This window comes from Aquimarina callyspongiae, from assembly GCF_034322225.1.
Classification (GTDB): domain Bacteria; phylum Bacteroidota; class Bacteroidia; order Flavobacteriales; family Flavobacteriaceae; genus Aquimarina.
In genome coordinates, this window is record NZ_JAXLPA010000001.1 from 706,574 (window position 1) to 729,121 (window position 22,548).

11 protein-coding genes are annotated in these 22,548 nt (G+C 36.0%); 1 reads left to right on the forward strand and 10 read right to left on the reverse strand.

Annotation, left to right across the window (positions count from 1 at the left end):
- Positions 1–153: 153 nt before the first annotated feature.
- The 8 genes from U0D62_RS03030 to U0D62_RS03065 all read right to left on the reverse strand — a co-directional run bounded on the left by U0D62_RS03030 (position 154) and on the right by U0D62_RS03065 (position 18,766).
- Positions 154–1,938 carry an autotransporter outer membrane beta-barrel domain-containing protein gene (locus tag U0D62_RS03030; RefSeq protein WP_322193821.1) on the reverse strand — a complete coding sequence of 595 codons (1,785 nt, stop codon included), beginning with the start codon at positions 1,936–1,938 and terminating at the stop codon, positions 154–156.
- Positions 1,939–1,945: 7 nt separating this feature from the next.
- A complete protein-coding gene (locus U0D62_RS03035; protein WP_322193822.1) occupies positions 1,946–3,754 on the reverse strand; it encodes a hypothetical protein in 1,809 nt (602 codons plus the stop codon).
- Between the two features lie 4 nt (positions 3,755–3,758).
- Complete coding sequence (locus U0D62_RS03040; RefSeq protein ID WP_322193823.1) at positions 3,759–4,244, reverse strand: T9SS type A sorting domain-containing protein; 486 nt, start codon at positions 4,242–4,244, stop codon at positions 3,759–3,761.
- 203 nt (positions 4,245–4,447) lie between these two features.
- Positions 4,448–6,703 (reverse strand): T9SS type A sorting domain-containing protein, encoded by a 2,256-nt coding sequence (locus U0D62_RS03045; protein WP_322193824.1) that lies wholly within the window; start codon positions 6,701–6,703, stop codon positions 4,448–4,450.
- Between the two features lie 170 nt (positions 6,704–6,873).
- The gene (locus tag U0D62_RS03050) at positions 6,874–7,713 is read right to left on the reverse strand and encodes a T9SS type A sorting domain-containing protein (protein ID WP_322193825.1); all 840 of its coding nucleotides are present in this window, start codon (positions 7,711–7,713) and stop codon (positions 6,874–6,876) included.
- 60 nt (positions 7,714–7,773) lie between these two features.
- Complete coding sequence (locus U0D62_RS03055) at positions 7,774–16,311, reverse strand: beta strand repeat-containing protein (RefSeq protein ID WP_322193826.1); 8,538 nt, start codon at positions 16,309–16,311, stop codon at positions 7,774–7,776.
- 330 nt (positions 16,312–16,641) lie between these two features.
- A complete protein-coding gene (locus U0D62_RS03060) occupies positions 16,642–18,309 on the reverse strand; it encodes a tetratricopeptide repeat protein (protein WP_322193827.1) in 1,668 nt (555 codons plus the stop codon).
- 235 nt (positions 18,310–18,544) lie between these two features.
- Entirely contained in the window at positions 18,545–18,766 is a 222-nt protein-coding gene (locus U0D62_RS03065) for a hypothetical protein (protein ID WP_322193828.1), read from the reverse strand.
- Between the two features lie 268 nt (positions 18,767–19,034).
- On the opposite strand from U0D62_RS03065, the gene U0D62_RS03070 reads away from it, so the two are divergent.
- Positions 19,035–19,205, forward strand: a complete 171-nt coding sequence (locus U0D62_RS03070; RefSeq protein ID WP_322193829.1) for a hypothetical protein — start codon at positions 19,035–19,037, stop codon at positions 19,203–19,205.
- Positions 19,206–19,253: 48 nt separating this feature from the next.
- Here U0D62_RS03070 and U0D62_RS03075 read toward each other — a convergent pair whose 3' ends face one another.
- Both U0D62_RS03075 and U0D62_RS03080 read right to left on the reverse strand, forming a co-directional pair.
- Complete coding sequence (locus tag U0D62_RS03075) at positions 19,254–21,359, reverse strand: alpha-ketoacid dehydrogenase subunit alpha/beta (protein WP_322193830.1); 2,106 nt, start codon at positions 21,357–21,359, stop codon at positions 19,254–19,256.
- Positions 21,360–21,392: 33 nt separating this feature from the next.
- The gene (locus tag U0D62_RS03080) at positions 21,393–22,466 is read right to left on the reverse strand and encodes a branched-chain amino acid aminotransferase (protein WP_322193831.1); all 1,074 of its coding nucleotides are present in this window, start codon (positions 22,464–22,466) and stop codon (positions 21,393–21,395) included.
- Positions 22,467–22,548: the final 82 nt, after the last annotated feature.

A 22,548-nucleotide genomic window follows, 5' to 3' on the forward strand; every position in this document is an offset into this window, starting at 1 on the left:
AACAAGTTAGCAGTATTAACCTAAAAAAAAATATGAGATATTATCATTTACTGATACTTTTCACTCTTCAAAGAGATGAAAAGCTGCAATTTAAAAGTCCCTTTACTGATATATCAGTAAAGGGACTTTTAATAGTACTAAGCATTTTACAAACTAAGGAACAGCTACAAAATCAGTAACAACCCAATCGGCTCCATTAAAGATCATACTAATGCTTTCATTTTGTCCTAATACAGGTGTACTAGGGGATATCAATCCCGTTATAGAAATAGTTACGGTATTTGTCGGATGAATATTAATAAAATGTATTTTCTGCCCTGTTACCCCATCAAACACATTTAAAAATATGTTAGAACCATTATTCAAAATAACAATCGACTTCCCTATTGGATCATAATTAGCTATAAATGAAAACGTTGTTTCAGTAACTACAGGTGATACAATAGATTTACCAACAATAAGATTTTGAGTTGTTAATGCATTAAATGTTGCATCTCCATTGATATTTAAGAGGTTTAAAGGATCTATTGTTCCGTTATTTACAGATCCATTATTTTCAATTCTAATTTTAGTATTTTGCTCAGTTTCAAAAATAATACTACCATTAGTATCTGCGTCATTATCGGCACCAATAGTGGTACTTCCAGTATTTGAAGTAGCAGCCGTACCTGCTCCTGTAAGATTGGTAAGATCTTTACCGCTACCTACAAAAGAAGTCGCTGTAACATTACCTGCTATTTCAATTTTTTCGGTTGGAACCACATTACCTACGTTAATATTTCCATTGTTATTAACTTCTAGAGTTTTATCCGGAGCACCAGCCATCACTTTAAAGGGTGTTCTACTCCCATCAATATCATTTACTGCAAAGTAATCTTCACCATTATCAGCGATATCATTGATTTGTATCGACCAGTCATTAAAAGGAAAACTTGCAGAAGTACTAGTATCTCTAAACAAAATACCAATAGTATCATCTGATATAACCATATCGTTTTCTCCAAAATCCATGCCTGTTGTCACATCATCTCCAATAGCGATTCGGTTCTTTACAATGGACTCTTCTATAAATACATTACTTCTCGTATTAAATGTAATATCACCAGTCCCTAAAGATTTTAAGGCTCCGGTATTATCATAGTAAAACATAAATCCTTTGGCACTTCCTTCATAAAATAAAGTACCTGCAGGAGTCATGTTATTTACCACATCATTAGTATTGCTTAAAATCATTCCATCCTTAACTCCTAAAACGGCACTCCCAAAACTAGTCGCATCGGTAAAACCAATACCTACCTTTGCTGTATCATAGTATACGTGATCTCCTATTTTTGACCATATGATATCAAATGCTGTTCCTGCGGTAGTTCCAAATCCCGGAAAAGAAACCTTAGCCGTATTTGATGCTACATTGGTCGTGATCTGATTTAAATCTGCTGCTGATGTAATACTTAAAAAATTTAATTTATCAGCTTGTTGAGTAGTTATAATATCAGGTGTATTGGTCAAATTGTTATAATCCACACTTAAGGCAAGATCTGTTCTGTTTGTGTTTATTCCCAGGGAGGTACTAAGTAATTGAGCTGTGCCTACAATATCATAATTAGTACCGCCTGTAGGGTCTGTTTCGGTTTTAATATAATAGGTATTGCTTCCCCAATCTATGGTATTTAAAGATCCCGAAATAACAGATCCACTTCCTACTAAAACACTCACTCCTCCTGCAAAATTAGTTGTCGAACTGTGAGTCTCACTATATACAGTAGTACCAGTTACACTTCCTTCCATAATGCTAAGTTGTATAGATACATTAGAATTGATAACCAATTCATTAGATGCATTACGTATAATAGCCTGGTAACTAAACTTTTCTGGTGCCTGTGCGTATAAACTTATCGTACTAATCAACAAGCATATTATTATTAATATCTTTTTCATCTTACTATTAGTTGTTAAGTCCTACACAATACCAATTGGTCCCATCATATATAAATGTCGAACTTCCATTTGCAGTAAGAACAATATTAGCATTTCCTGCTAACTGAAAGTTTTGCGATCCTGTTCCTGCATTGTGTTCAAATGTAATAGCAGATGTAAGCGCAGTTATAGTTACTGATTGTCCTGTCACTCCTCCTGTAAAAGCCTGAATAGTAGAGGCTGCTTGACCATTAAGAGTCACAAACCCTTTATCTGCTACATCATAAGTAGTAGGAAAAGGAGCTGCTGATGTTTCAGCATTAGGTGTGATTGCAATAGTTTGAACAGAAGCGTTACCGCTAAGAGTCATATTGTTTACTTTGGCATCCCCAATGACTTCTAAAGCCACGGAAGGTGAGGTTGTACCAATACCTATTGCACCCGAATTAGTAATCGTCATCCTAGTTGTGTTTTGCGTTTGAAAAGCAATCTCTCCCACGGTATCAGCATCGTTATCTGCTGCAATTGTTGTATCTCCTGCATTAGAGATACCTCCTGTACCTGCAGCAATTCCTGTAATCCCTGAACCATCTCCCACAAAAGAATCTGCTTTAATAGCCCCAACAACATCTAATTTACTGGTTGGAGTATTGATTCCAATTCCAACATTACCATTAGAAGCTACAAATAAAGAATTCTCAGGAGCTCCAGCCATAATTTTAAATGGTGTAGTTCCTCCAGTAACATCTACTATGGCAAAATGATTTGTACCTCCATTACGAGTTTCATTAATTTCTATTTGCCAGTCATTAGCGGGTAGCGTGCCTGAAATATCATCGCTATCATCAAATAATATTCTCAGGTTATTTTCGGCAAGAAGAATTGAATTAAATCCAAAATCAACTCCAGCCGATACATCTAAACCAACACCCAAGCTATTTTGAATAATTACATCATTACTAATAACTGCATCTCCATTCTCAACACTCCATAATCCACCAGCATAAGTAACTCCTCCTGAGTTGATAGTTACATCAGTGTTTGTATTATCTATATAGTGAAAACTTCCGCTACCCGTACTATCATAATATAAACTTCCTGGAACCGTAGCTGCTGGTGTTCCGTCAAATAAAATCGGGCCTCCTACATGTAGCTTAGAACCACTAAAACTACTAGACTCATCAACTCCTATCCCAACGTTACCTGCATTATAAAAAATATCATTGGATGCAGATTCTGTCCATATCACATTATTTCCTTCTAATGCCGTTCCTGGCACTGTTCCAAACCCTGGGAATGTTACTTTGGCATTATTAGCAGTTACATCTGTTTGCAGTTGATCAAGGTTTACTGCAGATGTTACCGAAATAAAATCAATCTTAGCCGATTGTTCTGTAGTAATTGTAGTTGGTTGATTTGTTAAAGAATTATAATCCGCAGTGGTAGCCACATCTGCAGTAGCTGAGTGTAAAGCATAGGGCACACTTAAAAGCTCATTAACTGTAGATAAAGTATAATTGGTTCCTCCTGCAGGATCTATTTCTACGCTCACAAAATAAGGACCTGCAGACCAATCAATAGTATCAAATCCTGCAACATTACCGATAACTATATCAGCAAGACCATTAATATTAGTTGTCACATTTTGAGTTTCTGAATAAACAGATGTTCCAGTCGCTGATGTTTGTAAAATGTTGATTTGCACTCCAACATTAGTATTTGCTACAACCATATTACCTGCATCTCTTACTACAGCCTGATAGTTGATTCTATATGAATTTTGTGCTGTAACACTTACAGCAAATACAAGCATTAAAAAAGTAAATATTTTGTTCATTGGTTTATTTTTTTATGATTTTGAAGGTTTTTAAAGCAGTATTCTGCATTTTCATGGTTAGGATGTAAGTTCCGGAAGCATACGCTCCCATTTCGATAACATTAGTATTACTATCGATAGCTTTACTTAGTACTAATCTACCGTGAATGTCATGAATTTCGAAACTTGTGTTTGTTATATCAATCTCATCCAAAGAAAGAATTAATCTATCTGTAGTAGGGTTTGGATATGTACTAACATTAAGCTGCACCAATTCGAATTCTGGATTACTTAACGTTTCAATTTCAAAAGCTTGTTGTACACCTTCCGATAATGAACCACTTGCATTTTGTGTAGTTGTATAAAAAGTTTGTCCAACAGAAAAACTGGAGGTTCCACTTGGACCAGTAGCATTTCCCCCAGAAGACACATTATTTTGTTGCGCCATCATTGAGGTTATACCTAAGAAAAAGAAGATCAAAACTTTAATGGGTATGTAATTATTCTTCATATAGTAAGTTTTAGTGATGCAAAGTTATATAATTAACCAATTTATTTACTATTTGTACAGTAATTGTACAGTACTAATTTATCATTTTTAAGTGTAAAGAGATCTATATAGTTTTAATCAATTTTGATAATACTTATAAAACCGGGCTTGTCATAAGTACAAGCCCGGTTGATTAACTAACCAGGTATTAGATGGGGTATATATTAATTCTTGGTAATTCGTTTGATTGCTTCTTTATTTCCAGAGGTGATTTTTAGAAAATATACTCCACTAGCAAGATCAGCAGTATTCATCTGATAGTTATTCACTCTTTTTTGATCTGTCTTTTTGATAATCCTGCCACTCAAGTCTATTAATACAATATTATCAATGAGTTCTTGGGAAGAACTAATAGTAACCATTTCCCTTACCGGAACAGGATACACTTGTAATTGAGATTCGAATTGAAGATCTCTTACCGATAATACCGGGGACACAGTCAGGGTAAAAGTATGGATAGTATTATTGTTGTTATTATCACTAGCTGTCAGTGTAATAATGTGGTCTCCAATTGAAAGTTCTGTTCCGACAACAGGGTTTTGTGTAATATTGGTTGCCTTCTTTCTCGGTTCACAATTATCAATAGCTGTTGCCTCAGCAGTGAAGTTTGTTACTATATAGACATCTCCATTATTCGCAACTACTTCCTGATCACCTGGTAGGGTTGATGGATTGAATACAGGTCCTAAAATATCCTCAACCGTTACTGTAACTACTGCTGTATCCGTATTATCATCATTATCCGTAACGGTAAGAGTCACCATATTACTTCCTATATCATCACAATAAAAGGTGTCTTTGTCCACACTGTAGATCAGGTTACAATTATCTGTAGAACCATTATCTACATCGGTGCCTGAAATGGTTACCGATCCCGAAGCATCTAACTGTACCGTAATATCCTTTCCTATAGCGACCGGGCTTTCATTATCCCTTATAAAAATAGTTGCTTCTGCTGTCGTGGTTTGCCCAAGGTCATCAATAGCTGTCAGCGTTACTGTATGACTCCCCAAATCTGCACAGGTAAACTCTGTCTGACTTGTAATTTCGAAACTTTGCAATCCACAGTCATCTATGGCACTTGCATTAAGATCTTCCGGGCTGATTGAAACGGAAGGATTCATGCTATCCAGGTTTAATATAATTATAGAAGGATCCGTAGTAATTACCGGAGGAGTATCCTCAATAACAAGAGTTACCTCTGCCGTACTGGTTTGCCCGAGGTTATCAATAGCTGTCAGTATTACAGTATTAGATCCTATGTCAGCACAAGTAAACTCGGTTTGACTGGTAATTTCAAAACTTTGCACCTCACATTCATCTTCGGCACTGGCATTCAGGTCCGCTGGGGTAATCGAAACAGAAGGATTCATACTATCAAGAGTTAATGTAATTGTAGAAGAATCCGTAGTAATTACCGGAGGAGTATTCTCAATAACAAGAGTTACATCTACAGAGATACTGTTTCCTTGATCATCGGTCCCGATTAGCTGAACTATATTTGTTCCAAGGTTTGCACAGGTAAAATCTGTTTGACTTACGCTCTGATTAACATTCCCGCAATTATCAGTAAATGTTACTCCAAAATCAGTAGCGGCAATGGTCAGGTTTCCGGAGGCATCCAAGTTACGGGTAATAGAAATACTTGCTGTAGGCGGTGCTGGAGATAAGTCTCCTCGTACCCACACCCTATGAATAGTACTTTCGGCATTAAGTGCATAATCATCTACTTCCCAACGGCTTCCAAATCCACGGATTCCCCAGTGAAAATTACTATGCTTGTAAAAAGGGAAACTTGTCAATGCCAGATCTCCCTGATTACTGAAGAAACTCCCTGTATCTTCTGGAATATTAGCTGAATGCTCTTCTAATGCCGTAAAATTAGCAGGGGTATCAAATCCGCTAAAAGAACCACTTCCTGTTTTGATATAGTTTAGAGCGTTGGCATAATCGGTTTTGAAATTAATGACACGGGCATGTCCTGTACTTACTCCGTAAAATCTCATTTCTTCAAAATCCAAGGTTGCTGCCAACTGATTTCCCAGATGTCCCCAATTGGAAGTTCCAGATTCGTTATCCCCTAAGGAGGAAGAGCCTAACAAAGGTAAATCTGTATTGCGTACCTGTAACTCAGAGTTATCTCCTGCCAGATGTACATAGTTCAGAATCATCAACCAACCACCTCCATCGGTATCATTGTCCAATACCCCTTGAAAGGTACTGCCATTAAATTTAAAGTAATAGGTTCCACTTGGAACGCTTCCAACATAAGACGATAACAGGTTCGTAAATGGTCTTTCAAGAGTACCGTTTTCCAAAATTGGTGCAGGAGCTTCTGTATCTTCTCCAGGACCACATTGCGCCATAGTAATTTGTATTGCACATAAAATTGTAACTAAAATGAGTATTATTTTTTTCATATGTTAAAAGAATTATTAGTCTTATATTTAATAAGTGTTTAATTATTGACTCAAAGTATCTTACCCACCTGATACAGATGAATAAACTAAAAGAGAGATAGTCCTGTTGATTTAACAGAATTAACTGATAACTATATTTCTTGGTTTATTTGAATTGATGTAGGTTTCAATTATTCTTTAATCAGCTTTATTATCTGTTGCTGATGGCTTTTGTTATAAAGCTTTACCATATACACACCAGATTCCATATGGCTGACATCAACCTGATCTAACGAAGTATTCTGTTGCAGTACAAGTTGTCCTGCTATATCAAATATTTCTATTTTGGTGAGTTGCTGTATAGCTCCTTTGGTATAAACCAAATGAGTGGAAGGGTTTGGATATAAAGTCCAACCTTGTTCAATGGCCTCATTCTCCTCAATACCCAATGTATTAAATATGAAATGATCCATACCTGTTAGCCCGTTAAATACATTTGTAAAATTTACTGTATTATTATCAGTTACATCCGTCTGTATAAAACTGTCCAATGAACCATTTATTCCTAAGGCACTTGCCAAAGTTGAATTGTTGTCCAGTATTCGTAATTCTCCGTTTTGTGGATTTCCATCCACTGTAAAATTCACCAAAGGAATTATAGCATCGCTTGAATGATGTCCTATTGTTTCTCCTTTTGTATCGGTAGTTATTAAATACAGATCTTTATCAGCCATCAATGGATCAAATACTGAAACATTGGTGCCGGGGATTCGAGTTATGGTTTCATTGGTTCCAGTCGGAGCATAACTATCAAAGCTAATAGTTACCCCATCGGGTACAACAAGTGTAAATCCATATGATTGAGTTATCGGGGAAAAGTTCCCTGAATCAAAATTTGGAACCGCAGCGATACTAAAGCTATAATTCCCATTATGTATCAAGGTAAAGTCATAGTGTTGTGCACTTATTCCTTGCATTGTTATTCCTACTACTAAAAGTAATACAAAGTAAAAAGAAGTAATTGCTTTCATAATCTGTACTATTATTTTGTTTTGTTTACTATTATTATATGTCTTTCGTCTATTCATAAATTAATCCATAGACTCTGGTAGTTGTTCCTGGATAGTCCAGGTACTTAGATTTAAAGAATTATCAGGATGATTCATCACATTTTGTAGAATAAACGGTAAGTCAGAATTACCACCTACATACTGCGTTGTTCCATTGATATTTATATCATTTCCAGTATAACCGCTTATCTGATATGTAGGCAGGTTTAAGAAATTATCTGGATCATTCAGTACATAAGATAGAATATCAGGGTTGTCTGATACATCACCAGAATATCGTACAATACCATCTCCATTAGCATCTCCAGCCCACATCCCTAAAATATCAACAGGCATACCGGTGACAGTCAGTGCGTTTGTTCCATATGTTGGCATGTTACCATTACTAAAATCAACTGTTGTTATATCATTGTTCAAGTTAATGGTATTAGCACTCAGGATACCCAAGTGGTTTCGGTGTTTTATGGCAACGTAGTAGTTATCAGAAATCACTCCTTTAAAGCTAAGGTTTGAAACACCATCAAAAGCTACGACATCTCCATCACGCTGTAGGAGAGCGGATTGACTATACAAAATTTTAGTATTATCGTCCTTATCACGAAGCTCTACCCATACCCAGTCTACAATGGCATCATTGCCCGAAATTGAGAATACTGATGCATCTACAATTACCTCGTCTTCATAAGGAGAAGTCAAAGGAATATGTCCTTCTATTCGTAAATCGTCACGCATCAATGCTTCTTCGCCGGTATTAGGGTCAAAAGCAGCTCCTTGTAAATAAACTCTTGGTTTTACAATTACCTCAATATTCTCTGTGCTCAGTACAACATCATTATCGTCACCAAGATTATAATAAATATACCACGTCTTGCCATTACCGGTAATTGCCGCACCATTAGGTAACCCCTTAAACGTACCTATAGCTTTGTCATAGGTTCCATCATTATCAATCAACACCAATGTTACGGATTGACCGGGAAGAAGCATCCCCGTATCATCTTTGAGTACTAACGTAGTTTCATTGATGTCTACAAAACCTCCGTTGACTACCAACTGGTCATAACCCTCTCCCGCATTATTAAAATTATTCAAATCTATTTCTAGCGTATCATCAGACTGCATTACAAAATCTCCATCGGCAACCAATTGTCCTATCTCTGATCCTGAAGACTGACCGGGTGCTAGTACTCCGTTAATGGTTGTTATACCGGTGATAGCATCAATATGAGTTTGGGTTGCTACTCCTGATGGAGTATGAATAGTCCCTACATTTGTAGTTAAAGTTACATCTCTAAAGCCCTGAACTTTTGCTGTAGAAGATACCAGGTTGATGGCTGGAGCATCTACACTACGGCTCGTTCCTTCCAGGGAGACATTACCTGTAGAGATTAATCCATTCAATTCCATACCTACTTTTCCTTCTCCGGTAATATTCAAGGTAGCTGGTTTATCGGTCTCTATTTTTGTGCCTTCCTCCATAAAGACACCTATATTTGAATCATCGTCATGATCTCTTGCTGTACCGGTAATTGCAATATGTCCACGACGGCTTTCTATGCTAGAAGATTCTTCGATATATACACCTCTATAATTAACCAATCCATTGTCAACACCTTTTCCTAAAAGTATGATATCTCCTGTATCTGTTATAATCCTACTATTTCTTCTCATCAATATACCGTCTAATACGATATCTGATGCAGTATTGAAGTATGCCGTTCCATCGAGTGTAATAGATCCTGCACCTGTAGTTTCTATATGACAGCTATACAGAAATATTCCACTATAATTATCTTTTGGAATAACTTCTGTACCTCCCATTACTGAAATATTACCACCATCAGAATATACTCTACCCAGAATTGAGGTCACACTTTTTGTATTGACAACAATTGATTCTCTTGTAGTGATATGGCTATTACTACCAAAAGTAAGTGTACCTGAATTTATATGTAAATTACCACTACCAATGTCTATAGTTTTATTGGAATCAAAACGAACATCATCATTGTTAGCATTTATGGTGAAATCTGCATCAAATCCTTCTTTCACTCCCCTAACAAACAAAGTATTATCGCTTAAACCTATTTTGTTAATAGTTAACGAATTTGAAGGTTTTTTATAATCTACAACTATTCCTTTAGATGCATATATTTGATTATCCAGGGAGCCTATATTATCTAAAGTGACATTATTATCAAGATCTAAAGCAAAAATTCTATTATTAACATTCAGGTTATCCACAATAGTTTCTTCTATGGATCGGTATGTTATAGTACTATTTTCTGTAATAGCAACTAAACCTTCATCTTCATTATTATCTGTAAAAGTATGGGTTACATTAGTATACGTACCTGTTCCTAATAGTGACAAACCATCGGCCTGATTACCTCCATCAAAATTGATCTCATCTGTAAAATCACCACCATTCAGGTCTATGTTTAGATGGTCATTACCATCTTCTGTATTAATATTGATTGCTCCTGTTACAGAACTAATAGCTACAAGGACATCATTTCCATCCTGAATAGCTCCTGCTCCGGCTATAAGACCTCTTGTTTGGTCACTAATTCTATAATTTCTACCATCAATAATTATTGTAAGTTGATCATTAAGCTGATAAGGGTCAGTAAACACCATATTTCCTGAAGCATCTACAAACACATTTGGGCTTAATAGATCTGAACTTAGTATAACATCGTTTCCATCTCCTCGATTGTAATATATGTACCAGATCTTGTTGTTACCTGCTATTGAAGCTCCATTAGGCAGTCCATCAAAAGTTCCGATAATAGGATCTGTTCCATCGTTATCAATTAGTACCAGAGTTTCAGTATTTTCACTAAGAATGCCTGAATTATCTATTAATGTAAGGGTTGTTCCTGTAATATCCACAGAACCTTCTCTGACAACTATCTGATCATAATCGGTTCCTGCGGTAGTAAAATTATTTATTTCTACCTCCAGCGTATCATCTGATTGCATCGTAAGATTGCCAAGGGTTATCATCTGTCCTATGGACTGACCCGGTGCCAAAACTCCATTTATAACAATGTTATTTTCTGCTACAAAATTGGTTTGCACACCTGTAACTCCATCGGTTGTATGCATAGGTCCAAGGTTAGTTGTCATTATTAAATCTCCTCCAGATTGTAACTCTGTACCTGTATATGATATATTGATGGCCGAGGCATTTGCCCTGCCGCTGGTACCTTCTAATATAATGTTACCAGTACCCGCTAAGGTAGTAGCGGATGCATTAAAGTTAATTCCGAATGGATTGTTTCCTGTAGTATCCAGGCTGGTTCCTGTAATAGTAATGTTACCATCATATGCCAGGATAGTTGCATTATCTTTTATATCCACTCCATAATTAAATTCAGTACCCATTCCACCGGTTCCGTTGATCGTTATTGAGCCGGCATCTGCTGTACGTACTATAGAACTTTCTATGGCAGTTCCGATATTCGAAGCACCTATACTGTTTCCTCCTATACCTGTAATACTAATGTTTCCGCTATTACTTTGTATTTCTGAAGAAAACAATACCTGCATTCCTATACTTTTTAAGGGGCCTGTAGCAGGGCCTGTTCCCGAAATGGTAATATCACCTATATCTGTTATGATATTAGTTTCATACAATGTCATCCCCTCCAGAAAAGTTGAAGTATTTTCTGTATACGCTTTTCCATCAAGGATAATGTTTCCGGTACCAAAGGTTTGGATGGTACATTCAAACGCTTCAAAACCGTCAAAACCCGTTCCTGGTTGAGGAGCAATGCCGGATTTCATAGTAATATCTTCTCCGGCAGTAGATTGAACTACCGATCCTGACATATGAATCGCCTCATCTGCTGTAATGTTTATAGGGCCTTCTGTAGTAACATCTGTTCTAAATATCACTATTTTCGAAGTAACATTAAGTGCTCCACTCCCCAAGTCTGTATTTATGATATCTCCAAAACGAACCTGATCTTCTTCTCTAACAACGGTCAAATTTGCATCAAACCCGGTGGCAAAGCCATTGATATAAACATAGCCCACATCTGATCCTGCACCATTGATGGTCAACGCAGTATTAGGGTTATTGTAATCGATAGTAGTAATATCACTGATTCTTACCTGATTTTCTAAAGCACCCACAGCTTCGAGAATAGTAAAATTATTCACATTAATAGTAAAGATTCTTTCATTTACTTCCAGATGATCTGTAATGGTTTGCTCTAGTCCGGTATAACTAATAGCACTATTTCCTGTAATAGCAATTGTTCCTTCTCCTGCGCTACTTACAGTATGCGCATCACTATCATAAATACCTGTTCCTGTTACCGATAATCCATCATTGTCATTACCGCCTTCAAAATTGACAGCATCGGTAAAATTACCGTTGCTCAAATCTATATTCAACATATCATCTCCGTCTTCTGTGTTAATGTTGATTGCTCCGGTCACAGAAGTTATTGCTACCAATACCTCATTTCCATCTTGGGTAGCTCCTACACCAGCAATCACTGGTTTTTCCGAGTCATTGATACGGTAATTTTCTCCATCTACAGTAATCTTGAGGTTATCATTTACAGCATAGGGATCTGAGAAAACAAGGTTCCCAGAATTATCGACATGTACATTAGGAGGCGAGGTACTTAATAAAACATCATTTCCGTTAAGGTTATAATAGATATACCAGGTCTTTTGATTTCCTGGGATAGCTGTACCATGAGGTAATCCAAAAAAAGTACCTGTAATGGGATCATCGCCATCATTATTGATCAAAATAAGGTTTTTGGGACTAGAAAAACTACCTGAATTATCTTTGATAGTAAGGGTAGCATCTTCTAAATTTACTGTACCATTTACTACAATCTGATCATAATGAACTCCTGCCGTAGTAAAATCATCTATTTCTATTTCAAGAGTAGTTCCTACATTCGCTTCCAGGACTCCATTAATCATCAACTGACCAGAAGATCGTCCCGGTTCTAAAGCTCCATTAATGAAGATATTGTTAGCACTAAACAAGTCTTGTCTGGCAGGTCCTTCTGGTGTATATATAGGTCCAGAGACCGCATATAAGTGTAGATTGTTCCCAGATTGAATCTGGGTGTCATGTTCCGGCAGGAATATTCCGATAGTATTATCGGATGAATTCACCCTTCCGTTTACAGTAATATTTCCTGTACCAGTGGTGCTAACAGCTCCTTCGAGCCATATTCCTATATGACCTGTACCCGTAGTGGCAGTACTATTCCCCATAAAAATAACTTCTCCATTTTCTGCTGTGATGGATGAAGTACCCATCATTTCAATTCCGTAGTTATAATCACCAGCCAGTCCGCTATTTCCATCAATATTTATATGACCAGATCCCGAAGTTTTGATCATCATGTCTATTACTAACGAGACTCCTACGTTTACTCCTCCAGAACATTCTCCTCCGGTTCCTGTAATGTTGATATTCCCGCTATTACTTTGGATTACTGTTTCCAATCCTATAATTACTCCTTTACATTGATTCACACCCATAACAGGTCCCTTACCGGTAATAGTAATAGTACCGCTATCTGTAAGTATATTGGTACGGACCATGGTAATCCCTCTGGTCGAAATTGAAGGGTCATCGCTAAATGCTTTTCCGCTAAGGGTTATATTTCCTGCACCTGTGGTACGAAGTGTTGACTCAATCATATCAATACCATAGGTACTAAGTCCCGGATTTGGGAACAAACCAGCATTGATGGTGATATCTTCTCCGTCGGAAGACACAACATTAGCCTCTGAAAAAGAAGTGCCTTCATAACTTGTGACTTCGATCGCACCCTGGGTAGTAACTTCTGTTCTAAATAAAACCGATCTTGCTATAACCCTAAGGATCCCGCTACCAAGATTTATATTTGTGTTAGGACCAAGTCTAACAACATCCTCCTCCTTAATAATGACTAAATGTGCATCAAACCCCGAAGCAAATCCAGTAACCTGAATAAATCCATTTTCGCCTCCTGTTCCATTTATAGTCAGCACATTATTAGGGTTATTATAATCTATAGTTAAAAAACCTCGTATATCCACCTGATTCTCCAGTGTGCCATCTGATTTTAAACTGGTTGTAGTATCAGCATTGATGGTAAAGGTTCTTTCGTTTACGTCTAATTGATCAATAATGTTTCCTTCTACTCCTGTGTAATTGATCATACTATTTCCTGTAACTCTAACTTTTCCTTCGCCAGGGTTATCAACTGTGTGAACGACATTATTATACGTACCTGTTCCTAGTAAAGACAATTTATCTGCACCATTATTTCCATTGAAATTAATCACATCAGTAAAATTACCATTGCTCAAGTCGATATTTAAAGTATCATCTCCCGCTTCTGCATTTAAATTGATCTCTCCAGTAACTGATGTTATAGGGATCAAAATATCATTCCCATCCTGAATCGCTCCGAAACCGGAAATCAAGCTGTTTTCTGAATCGCTGATACGATAATTAACCCCATCTACCCTAATCCTTAAGTTATTATTTAAACCATTAGAGTCTTCAAAAACCATGTTCCCTGAATTGTCTACATATACATTAGGTTCATCAGGTTCGGTAACCAACACTACATCATTATTACCATCATAATTATAGTAAATATTCCATGTTCGCCCATTACCCGCTATAGCTGCACCGTTTGGTAGCCCATCAAAAGTTCCTAGTACAGGATCTGTTCCATCATTATCAATAATCGTATAATTTTCGTTAAAAATAGCATTAGCATTATCAACTAGATTAAATGTTGTTCCTGTAATATCTATCGCACCTCTAACTACTATTTGGTCATAATCACTCCCTGCAGTTGATGAGCTCTCAAATTCTATTTCTACTGTACTCCCTGATCCAATGGTTAGATTGGTATTTGCAATCAATTGCCCGGGAGACTGCCCCGGTGCCAGAACCCCATTAATTGTCGTATTGTTTGCTTCGATTAATTCTTGTAATGCAACTCCATTAGGTGTATTGATTGGTCCTACATTGGCTCTTATCAATAAATTGTTTGAGTCGAGTTTTGCATTTGATGAAGTAATATTTATTGCCGGAGTATTAGCAGATGCACTAGTTCCCTGAAGTGACATATTACCTGAATCCTTAACAATTCCACCCAGTTGCATCCCAATATAACCGGTTCCTGTAATATTTAAAGTGCCTCCGGTTTGAATGGCACCTGAAGCCAATGAAACACCTACGTTATCATTATTTGCTCCATTCATTCCTGTACCAGTGATAGTGATATTTCCGGTAGTACTTTGAATGGATGAATTACCTTCTATTCGAATCCCCCTAATATTTGCACGTCCGTCGAAAACTCCGCTTCCGGTCATCTCTAGCGTTCCGGTATCGGTGGTAATACTACTTCCGTTTCTCATAAATATGCCACTAAGTATAAAATTTATGTTTCGACTAGAATACGCTCTACCATTCATGGCAATTGTCCCGGAACCTGTTGTTTCTACATGACCACCGAACATATTAATCACACCATAATCACCAGAAACCACTTCTGTTCCCGAGCTAACAGAGATGTTTCCTCCATTAGATTGCACCGTTGCATTAATAATATGTGTGGTATTTTTAGACGACGTATTGATCGTTCCCGTTGTGGTAATGTTTTGGTGAATACTAAGCAGGTCACAGGTGATATTAAGGTTACCATTACCCAGATCGATAGCATTATTTCTAAAACCAACATCATCGCCTGTATCTCCATTAATAGTAAGACTGGCATCAAAACCGTTTGCCAAACTTCTTACACTAAATAAGTCTTCACCTGCACCGCTGAGATTAATGCTCAACGAATTTAAAGGGTTATTGAAATCTACGGACTCACCCAAACTTGAATCTATCCTATTATCTAAGGTACCTCCTGCTTCCAAATTGATGGTTTCGATATTTCCTATATCACCTGTAAAGGTGAAAACACGATCAGATGTATTCAGATTGTCTGTTATCGGTTCCAATCCGGTGTAATTGATTGTATTATTGCCTGAAACTTCTACATATCCGTCATGATCATTAATGAAGGTATGTACTACTGTATCATATACAATAGCATCAGAGCTTATGAGTATCAAGTCATCTCCTGATGGTGTATTTTGGGCACCTCCGCTATAGTTAATAGGAACGCCAATATCTCCATTAGAAAGATCTATTGTAAAGGTATCATCTCCTCCTTGAGTATTGATTTTAATTTCTCCGGTTACTAAGGTAATGGGTATCAGCACATCGTTTCCATCTTGCTTCATCCCTTTTCCAGCTACTAGTAGGGCCGAAGAATTACTTACGCGATAATTCAGATCTTCTGAAATAATACTAATATCATCATTAACATCCATAAAATCGGTATAAACCAAATTTCCTGAACTATCTACTTCAAGATTGATTCCATCATTTACAGGCTTAATTTTAATGGCCGTAATTTGTGACTCCAAAACAGATGAATTCTCAATGTTTTGGAACCCCCAGGAACTAATAGAGATAAAAGAAAATATATACAGAACACTGAAGAACTTAAGGATTTTCATAATTAAGAGATATGATTAGTTTTTTAGTTGGTTTTTTTCTAATTCCTTTTTTAGCTTTTCTAATGCCTGCAATTTCATCTTAAGACGTTTATTTTTTTGTTGAATGATCCTTGCTCGATCTCCACCAAAAAAATTGTTAATGAATTGTCTTATTGACATTTTGTGGCATATGAAGTTTTAATGCCTCAAAACTATTTATAAAGTTTATTGAATTAAGAAAAATAATATGTACAAATAATGTACAAAGCGTAAATAACCCATGTACAAATAATGTACAATCAAAGAAAATTAATATCCAAACAACTGATTATTAATTACTTAAAAACAAATCTAGAATTTATTTAAAATTGCATTTAAATCTTCATCAGGGGATAAGTTCATTTTTTTTCTAAGCCTGGATCTGCTTCTGTAAACGGATTCAATCGCTATGTTTTGGAGAATTGCGATTTCATTATTATCAATATTTAACCGAATAAATGAACAAAGTTTAACTTCCGTTTTAGTTAATGTTGGGTATTCTTCAAGCAGTTTTTCATAAAATGCAGAATTTAGAATATCTACTTTGTTTTGAAAGCTAATCATAGTACCATCTACAACTTCACTCTCTAGAATTGCTTTTTCTAAAGCTTTAAAATTAGTATCATTTTTAAGTGAACCTGATTTTTTTATTTTTTTGACATATGATAGCAGCTCTTCTCTCCATTTACGATTTCTCGAAATGTTCAATGCAAAATCAGAAATATCTTTTTGTTTATAGTGAATCTCCTGTTGAAGCATTTCATTTTTGAGTTCTCCAAGTCTGAGTTGTTCTTTTCTTTTTCGTAAAAGGAAAATGATTGTTGTTATAATTAATCCGAATATTACTGCAATGATTGTTGTGATTTTCCAAAATTTAGTAGAGGCTTGCTGTAAAAGACGTGATTCTTTAATTTTTTGTTTTTCTACTAACTTAATACTGTCGACAACTTTTTGTCGTTCATAGGTATATTTGGCTTCTAACTCAGCAAATTCTTTAATACTCTTAACCTTCATATCCGTTATTTGCTGACGTTTATACGCTCTATAATATTTAAAAGCTAGCTCTTGATTTCCAAGGTCTTTATAAATGTTACTCAAAGCTAAACTGCGATTCGCTATTAAGCCATCAACCCTTATATCTACTACCATTTCAAAAGATTTTTTATAGTATGAAACGGCTTTTTGGAGTTGCCCCATTTTTCTGTAGGCATAACCTAGTTTTTTATAAGCTCCCTGTAGACCAATTCTATCATTGATTTTTTCACATATTTCTATATTCTTATTTGCATATGAAATAACTTTGGTGTAGTTTTTATTTTTGGTTTCATAGCTGGATAAACTAGATAGAGCTTTGGACTTTCCATAATCATACCCAATCGAATCCGCATACTTAAATGCGCGTAGTCCATACATTTTTCCTTTTTCCAGATCTTTATACAAAAGGTAGTATTGACTTAAATAATACAATGCTCGTACAAAATCTTTATTATTCCCGTATTCTTTAGATAAGAACAAAGCTTTATTGTAAAATTGAAATGCTTTAATACTATCCTTCTTATGCTGGTATAATCTACCAAAAATGTAATATGTTTTGGGCAAAGTATAGGTTTCCTCGATGTCTTCTTTTATTTTTAAACTTTCCTGGATAGCCTTTAAACTTTTAACATATTCTGTATCTTTTCGGTAGTAGAAACTTAATTCGTCTAAAATCAAAGCTTTTTTTAACAAAAAATATCTATTGTTGTTATCTTTTGTCAAAATGCTATCATTAATAAGTTGTAAAGCATTTTCTAAAGTACTTAAAGAAGTTTTCGTTTTAATCCTTAAACTATCAATCCCATTTTTATAAAGTCTTTCAACCTCAATACTATCCTTTTGAGCATTTAGTGAATGTGTAAAGAAAGGTAACACAATAAAACAAATCCATAACTTGCATACGTTAGTTACCTGTTTATCAGAAATAAAGTAATCTAAAATCAATGGATGGGTTATTTTTGAATTCTATTCAAAGATAAACAAACTAAAAAAAGATGGGGTTAAAAAGAACGGAGTCTTTGATATCATTTCTACTTTTAATATAACTGGTGTAATATTAACTCTTGATAACAAATCTTACTCTATTATTCTTTATACTTATAAAAATCTATTAAGAAGATATTTGCATACTATATAACAAACCTCATAAACTTCATTTTATGAGGTTTGTCTGCACTTTTTAATAAGTAGCCGTTCCGGGCCCACATTGTTTAAAAGTAGGTCCTGAATTTCCGCTGCAATAATATTCTGTACAATCTCTGTTAACACCACCACAATCTGCGTCAGTAGTACAAAGACTACTACAAGAGTCTCCCATACGGCCTGCATTAATCATTTTAAGCTCTTTCCTACTCATTACTTGGGTAGCAATAACTCTTAATTCTTTAAAGTTTTTCTTCATTTTTTATATAATAAAGTTAGTAATAAATAAAGCCTTAAAATTACAGCTTGCATCATATTTCAATTCACCCTAAAAGGGTGAATCTCCCCGAATTTTGATTTTTATATTCCTTAATACCCTACTCCATCAAAGGTTTTGAATTATCTACCAATCATTAGTATATCAATATTAATCTTTATCGATAACAGTAAAACAAATGAGTTAAAACCGCATAATATTTTTACTTATAATTAATAATTTTAAAAGCACTGAATATAAATTCTATAAAATGAAAAAAATCTTACACCTAAACGGAGTTAAAAAATTAAGCAGAGATCAACAAAAATCAGTTAAAGGAGCTAGTGAAGATGGCTGCCACCAAGTGAGGCATTTATGTTGCGAAAACGGTAATTGTGGCCTTGGAGAATGTCACCACGGAAGATTTTGTTTATGGTGGTAAAAAATAAACCCTGAAAACGCTATAAATAGGTTTTCAGGGTTGTTATCTTTAATAGTTAAGTAACTCGTTAATCTTCTTTTTTACTTTTTCTGTTGAAGGAATCATCGTTTGCTCTAATGTACTATTTAAAGGGATCGCAGGCATATTCTCTGATCCAATAGTCATTACAGGAGCATCCAAATATCTAAAGCATTCTTCTTGAATTTTTCCTGCCAATGCTCTTGCAAATGAATTATTTGAAGGTTCTTCTGTCACCACAAGGCATTTTTTGGTCTTTTTTACAGATTCTATAATAGTTTCTTCATCCAGTGGATATAAGGTACGTAAATCAATAATTTCAACAGATTCCTGGATATCTTTTGTTGCATTTAATGCCCAATGTACTCCCATTCCATACGTTACCACAGTCATAGTTTCCTTTTCATCCTGTGCCCAGATACGCTGTACGATATTTGCTTTACCAAATGGCAATATATAATCTTCTGATGGCTCAATAGTTCTGGCGGCATCCGTTCCTTTTACCTTGGACCAATATAACCCTTTGTGTTCTAGGATTACCACTGGATTTGGATCATAATATGCGGCTTTCATCAAGCCTTTTAAATCCGCTCCATTGCTTGGATACGCAATTTTGATCCCTCTAATATTTGTTACTACTGACTCTACTGAGGATGAATGATAAGGGCCTCCACTTCCATAAGCTCCAATAGGAACTCTTAAAATCATAGATACGGGCCATTTACCATTAGATAAGTAACACGATCTGCTTACTTCTGTAAATAATTGATTAAGGCCAGGCCAGATATAATCTGCAAATTGGACTTCTACAATTGGTTTTAAACCTACTGCAGACATCCCTACGGTAGATCCTACGATAAAAGCTTCCTGGATTGGTGTGTTAAATACACGTTCATCACCAAACTTTTGTGCTAAGGTTGCTGCTTCTCTAAAAACACCTCCTAGTCGCCCTCCAACATCTTGACCGTATAACAAGCATTCTTTATGCTTCTTCATTAACTCCTCTACAGCAAACAATGCGCAATCTACCATGACCACCTCTTCTTTATCGGATGGGGAACGTTCTCCTTTCTCTTCGGTAATGGTGGTAGGTGCAAAATCATGAGTAAATAAATCTTCAGGCGTTGGATCTTCAGCCTTCATAGCTTCTTCAAGATCTTTTGCTACTTTTTCTTTTGCTCCAGCTTCTATAGCATTTACCTCTTTTTCGGTAAAACCGCCTTCTAACAATTGACTTCTTAGAACCGGATATGGATCACGAGTACGGGCTTCTTCAAGATCATCTCGATACCACTCCATACGTACTCCTGATGTATGGTGATTTAACAATGGTACTTTTGCATGTACCAGTATAGGTCTACGCTCTTCCCGGATCGTTTTAATCGTTTCTTCTATAGCCAGATAACTCTCTGTAAAATTAGCACCATCAATTGATATAGCATCTAATCCATGAAATCCCTGTGCATACTCAAAAGCATTTTGTGCACGGGTTTCTGCTTCATTAGCAGAAATATCCCATCCATTATCCTGTACCAGGTATAAAATTGGTAGTTGTTTTAAAGCCGCCATCTGAAAAGCCTCTGCTATCTCTCCCTCTGTTACAGATGCATCACCCAAAGAACACACCACCAGTGGTTTTTCTTCCATCAGAGATGGTTTTGTTATCTCACTCTTGCTTAGATCATTTTGAAAAGTATGATCGATCCCAACCAATTCTTTATACTGCATTCCTAATGCTACTCCTGTTGATGGAATTGCCTGCATACCGGTTGCTGAAGATTGATGTGGGATTTTAGGTTTATCATCATCTCTAAGGCTAGGATGTGAATAATACGTTCGACCACCAGAGAAAGGATCTTCTTTTTTAGCTAACAATTGTAACATTAGATCATACGGACGCATTCCAATCCCCAATAACATAGCATCATCTCTATAATACGGAAATGCATAATCTTGTGGTAATAATTGCATTGCTAAAGCAATCTGAATAGCCTCATGTCCTCTAGAGGTTGCATGAACGTATTTAGAAACTGTTTTGAAGTTTTCTTCATACAGTTCGGTCATACTTTTTGCTGTACACAGTGTAAAAAACGCTTTCTTCAGAACTTCTTTTGCTATTGTTTTCTCTGCTAACATATTTTATAATTTATATTGAAATAATAAATCCTCTTACCCTACTTTTTCTTCAACAGTTACTGGTATGATCCAACCGTGTTTATCTTCTTGTTTTTGTGTTTTGATTTCGTCCAGTGTTTTTTTCATATCCTGACTTACCGGATTTGTCGTTGGCAAAGTAATCACCTCTTCTTTGTATCCTATTGCTTCTACCATAGCAATTGCAACAGCTGTACCCGTTCCAAAGGCTTCTTCTAGTTTTCCTTCTTTAGAATAACCAATAACCTCATCAATAGTAATGGGTCGTTCATCTACTTCAAACCCTTTATCTTTTAATAGAGTAATCACACTATCTCTGGTAATCCCTTTTAAAATTGATCCATCAGTACTAGGTGTAATGAATTTACCATCTACTTTAAAAAAGATATTCATGGTACCTACTTCCTGAACATATTTGTGCTCATTAGCATCCAGCCATAATACCTGATCGTATCCTTTAGCCTTAGCTTTTTCGGTAGGAAGAATAGCCGCAGCATAGTTTCCAGCTGCTTTTGCTTCTCCTGTTCCTCCATCTGCTGCTCTGATATATTCAGTTTCAGCGTATAATCGTATCTTTTTTGTAAAAAATGGTCCGGCTGGAGAACAGATTACAATAAACTTATAACTCGTTGCTGCACGCATCCCAATAAAAGGCTCATCAGCATACATAAAAGGTCTCAAGTACAAAGCACTTCCTTCTTGTGGAGGAATCCAAGCTTGTTCTATTCCAACAATCTGTTTTACAGCTTCAACAAAAAGCTCTTCTGGAACTGAAGGCATTCCTAACCTTGCTGCACTAACATTAAATCGTTTTGCATTTTGTTCTGGTCTAAACAGTAAAGGCGTATTATTATTTCCAACTGTAGCTTTCATTCCTTCAAAAATAGCTTGACCATAGTGCAATGCCATTGCTGCAGGATGTGTAGGAATTAACTCTAATGGTTCTATTCTAGGGTTTTGCCATGTTCCATCCTCATAATCACAAACAAACATGTGGTCTGTAAATGCTTTTCCTAAAGGAATATTATCAAAATCAATATCCTTTAATTTTGAATTCGAGGTTCTTGTAATTTTGATCTGTTGTTCCATTCTGATTTATCTATTTTGAGCGCATCCCTCATTAAAGTCGGGTCGGGCTATCTGCTCATACTCCTCATATTGTTTCTTTCGG

Excerpts from the sequence above, each read along its gene's own strand:
- U0D62_RS03070 (WP_322193829.1), top strand. The coding sequence starts at position 19,035 with ATGAAAAAAATCTTACACCTAAACGGAGTTAAAAAATTAAGCAGAGAT.
- U0D62_RS03045 (WP_322193824.1), bottom strand. The coding sequence starts at position 6,703 with ATGAAAAAAATAATACTCATTTTAGTTACAATTTTATGTGCAATACAA.
- U0D62_RS03075 (WP_322193830.1), bottom strand. The coding sequence starts at position 21,359 with ATGTTAGCAGAGAAAACAATAGCAAAAGAAGTTCTGAAGAAAGCGTTT.
- U0D62_RS03040 (WP_322193823.1), bottom strand. The coding sequence starts at position 4,244 with ATGAAGAATAATTACATACCCATTAAAGTTTTGATCTTCTTTTTCTTA.
- U0D62_RS03080 (WP_322193831.1), bottom strand. The coding sequence starts at position 22,466 with ATGGAACAACAGATCAAAATTACAAGAACCTCGAATTCAAAATTAAAG.
- U0D62_RS03065 (WP_322193828.1), bottom strand. The coding sequence starts at position 18,766 with ATGAAGAAAAACTTTAAAGAATTAAGAGTTATTGCTACCCAAGTAATG.
- U0D62_RS03030 (WP_322193821.1), bottom strand. The coding sequence starts at position 1,938 with ATGAAAAAGATATTAATAATAATATGCTTGTTGATTAGTACGATAAGT.
- U0D62_RS03035 (WP_322193822.1), bottom strand. The coding sequence starts at position 3,754 with ATGAACAAAATATTTACTTTTTTAATGCTTGTATTTGCTGTAAGTGTT.
- U0D62_RS03050 (WP_322193825.1), bottom strand. The coding sequence starts at position 7,713 with ATGAAAGCAATTACTTCTTTTTACTTTGTATTACTTTTAGTAGTAGGA.
- U0D62_RS03055 (WP_322193826.1), bottom strand. The coding sequence starts at position 16,311 with ATGAAAATCCTTAAGTTCTTCAGTGTTCTGTATATATTTTCTTTTATC.